At 47.1% G+C, this 3,002-nt stretch carries 5 protein-coding genes; 2 read left to right on the top strand and 3 right to left on the bottom strand.

What is annotated here, in order from left to right; genetic code table 11:
- Positions 1 to 483 precede the first annotated feature (483 nt).
- From NDI34_RS28030 to NDI34_RS28020, 3 genes are all read right to left on the bottom strand, one after another.
- On the bottom strand, positions 484 to 726 hold the full coding sequence (locus NDI34_RS28030) for a hypothetical protein (RefSeq protein WP_348234486.1): 243 nt from the start codon (positions 724 to 726) through the stop codon (positions 484 to 486).
- 10 nt (positions 727 to 736) lie between these two features.
- Positions 737 to 1,345 carry a thermonuclease family protein gene (locus NDI34_RS28025; RefSeq protein WP_348234485.1) on the bottom strand — a complete coding sequence of 203 codons (609 nt, stop codon included), beginning with the start codon at positions 1,343 to 1,345 and terminating at the stop codon, positions 737 to 739.
- 92 nt (positions 1,346 to 1,437) lie between these two features.
- Positions 1,438 to 1,809 (bottom strand): hypothetical protein, encoded by a 372-nt coding sequence (locus NDI34_RS28020; protein ID WP_348234484.1) that lies wholly within the window; start codon positions 1,807 to 1,809, stop codon positions 1,438 to 1,440.
- Positions 1,810 to 2,104: 295 nt separating this feature from the next.
- Between NDI34_RS28020 and NDI34_RS28015 the strand changes: the two genes are divergently transcribed.
- Positions 2,105 to 2,401, top strand: a complete 297-nt coding sequence (locus NDI34_RS28015; RefSeq protein WP_190667232.1) for a hypothetical protein — start codon at positions 2,105 to 2,107, stop codon at positions 2,399 to 2,401.
- Between the two features lie 131 nt (positions 2,402 to 2,532).
- Positions 2,533 to 3,002: DNA/RNA non-specific endonuclease (locus NDI34_RS28010; protein WP_348234483.1), on the top strand; the 470-nt coding region annotated here is incomplete at its 3' end.

Genomic DNA, 3,002 nt, shown 5'->3' with positions numbered 1-3,002 from the left:
GCTAAGGCTAACAGGAGGCTGTGAAAATGCAAAAGGTGAAAGAGTCAGTCAGCAGTTGGGAGTTTTTCAAGAGTGCGATCGCGTTAGCTATCGCTTTGCTAGTCCGAAGAGATTGAGCTATAAACCACCGTTTATAAGACAATTTTCTTGAGTCAGTACAACGCGCCTCAAACCGAGGCGTACCATGTCCCACACTCCGTCTTTTAATCTATGTCTCTTCAGAGGATTAATAAATCAATCACAAGACAAATTTCTAAAAAGTTGAATACAAAGTATGTCCTAATATGGAGCATTCTTTTCGCTCTTGATTTTATCCGCAACTCATCCTTTGAAAGACATCCAGATAGAAGCTAAATACTGAATGTAGTATCTAGGTTCGATGCCTCCGGCTACCCCATCTTTTAAGGGAGTAGTTTTTGATTGCACTCCCTTGAGTCCCAATTGGGACGTAGATAGATGGCGATCGCCCCTTACCCCTATCCTTCACAATTGGGTCTTTTCGCCACATACATCTTCAATCGCACTGATCACCTCTTCCCACTCTGGCTCGGTTTCTGGTGGCTTATCCTGTAAAAGCCCCACCAATCGCGTCAGTTTCAAAGCTTGGGAAGGGTCTTCGCCTACTTCCAAAAACTGGTGTTCTAAAGTTGGATTGTAGCTTTTGGCTGTCAGTGCAGCATATTCAGTGTCAGTCATGCCGAGGTCGTAGATGGGTAGCTCTGTCATCGTTTGGGGTTTATTTATCTAACATATCCTTTGACTGTACCCAAACTCCCCGATGCTCAGAACGGGCAATTTCTTCAGCTTGAATGATTCCCTCTTGATTTAAACAACCCGATGAATATGGGCTGTAGTGGTAAGCCAATCCAGCCATCACCATTTCTCCATTGAGAAACTTCTCCTCGTCAGGGTTGCGAGTATTCGCACTAACAAATACTTCACCAATCATTCGATTCGAGCGATCGCGTCCGATGGGGATGACAATCACTGCGCCTTTGGCTTGGTCAATTAACCGCTTGAGGTAGTTCCGGGATTCGGCGGCTAGAGATTCGGGGACATCAATCCCGCATAAACGTAGTTCCTCCTTCTTCCAGCCAGCACTGACAATCATGCTTTCACCCGTCAAAACCTGCTGAACTTTCCAATTCTCGGATTGGGGTGAGGATGGGTTGCGGTTGGCTGTAACTTTAACAGGATAACGAGGTAGGGCTGCATCAGCGCTGTCATAATCGGGTCGGGCTTGCAGCGTTTGTTGCCATTGCTGGTAGATAATCGACCCGATCATGGCAGCGATCGCCATAACAGGGAGGGCATGAATCAGGTGTTGAGCTTTCAGCGATCGCATAGCCTTACAATACCGAACGTACTCCTACAATCAAGCCACCCCAGAACGAATCGCGAATGCTGTTCTATCTAATGGTGGCTGCAATGGTTGAGTTATTTGGGTCGATGCGGGCGAGCTTCACAAGCAACATTCGGTCTGCCCTCGGTCGCCGCTCCAGGACGACCATCAAGCCCAGAAGGGTCATTCGGGAAAGCCCCAAAAAATGCTTGAGCGTCTTCCTGGTATTGAAAATCTGGGCAGTTGTAGCAGTTCTTGGTCGCACACTCTCGTGGATAAGGTGCAATCACGAATCCTTTGGCATTGTATTTGGTTGTACTCGGATGTCTGGCGCTTGCTTTTGCAATTAGATTTTTGGACGTTGTAGAGGCATTCGCCGACAAACCAAGGACTGACACAACAACTCCTGATTGCATCAATCCCACTACAGCACCCGTTACCAGCAGCCGTCCTATATTTTCTTTCATCCAGGCAACCCAAGCTTACTTGTCCATTCTCTTTAGCGACGACTAAATTCAATCTCAGCAAGATTACTTAAAGCTCTACTTTAAGCATCCAGAACTTCAGCAATTGCACCCTCGACAAGAGACTCAACCCTAAACCGGCTAATTTCTACAGCGGTAGAGCATCACTTTTAAAGCGGTTGCGGCTTCTGATGTTAATTTAGGGTGCAAAATTCCGACCATTCAGCGGCAATATTGCACCCTAAAATTTAGGGTGCAATAATCAAGGTTATGGCTGATTATTTGCACCCTAAATGCCATGCCGAGAAAAAAAACCTCTGACTTCTCTCCCCAACAAGTCGCTCCTCATGCCGCGAAATGGAACCGGGATGAACTTGAAGAGATGAAAGCGATTATCGACGGGTTACTACAGGCAATGGAACCGACACCGGAGCCGATGGAGGAGGCAGCGCTCCCGAATCAGGATCGGGGATGTAAAGGAGGTATTGGTTACTTGGAAGAAAAGATAATTAATGGCTGTGGTCCTTATCGATATCTACGCTATTGGAGGGCAGGGAAGCGAAAGTCTGTTTATGTAGGTAAGGTAGAAAGTTAATGTAATTAATGAGAAAAGCCTTGATGTAAAAATTGGAATCTTTCAGGGCGTCATCTCGATTGGTATTTAATTTTGATACAAACATTTCAGCCTTGCGCCTTGACAAGTTTTCGAGGCATCTGACATTTATGATGAATCTGGCTCGGTTAACAACTTTTGCAGCGACGCTGGTTTTACTCTTATTGCTTCAGGGATGCCCGAGCAAGGAACCATCTTCAACAACGCCCATACCAACGCCGTCAGCCCCGACTGCCACTCCCAATTCATCACCTTCCTCAACCAGCATTCACCTCAGATTAGGCAATCCGAGTAACGCGATCAGCAGCGTTGCGAATCCTGATAACTACCTGATGGTGAAGCCTCAATATGCGTTGTCTTATAACAAAAGTAAGGGAACTGCAAACTGGGCTAGCTGGCATCTGAACCAATCGTGGTTAGGGAACACCGACCGCCAAGACAACTTTCGCCCTGACCCAACACTCCCCACGGGTTGGGAGAAGGTGACGCCAACGATGTATTCAGGATCTGGATATGACCGGGGGCACATCGTTCCATCTGCTGACCGCACTCGGAGTGTAGAGGATAACGCCGCCACATTTGT

This window comes from Trichocoleus sp. DQ-U1, assembly GCF_039961925.1.
GTDB lineage: Bacteria > Cyanobacteriota > Cyanobacteriia > Cyanobacteriales > FACHB-T130 > FACHB-T130.
This window is presented reverse-complemented; position numbering and strand designations above follow the sequence as displayed.

What these genes read in the sequence shown, in the direction of transcription:
- NDI34_RS28030 (WP_348234486.1), bottom strand. Translation starts at nt 726, where the DNA reads ATGACAGAGCTACCCATCTACGACCTCGGCATGACTGACACTGAATAT.
- NDI34_RS28025 (WP_348234485.1), bottom strand. Translation starts at nt 1,345, where the DNA reads ATGCGATCGCTGAAAGCTCAACACCTGATTCATGCCCTCCCTGTTATG.
- NDI34_RS28020 (WP_348234484.1), bottom strand. Translation starts at nt 1,809, where the DNA reads ATGAAAGAAAATATAGGACGGCTGCTGGTAACGGGTGCTGTAGTGGGA.
- NDI34_RS28015 (WP_190667232.1), top strand. Translation starts at nt 2,105, where the DNA reads ATGCCGAGAAAAAAAACCTCTGACTTCTCTCCCCAACAAGTCGCTCCT.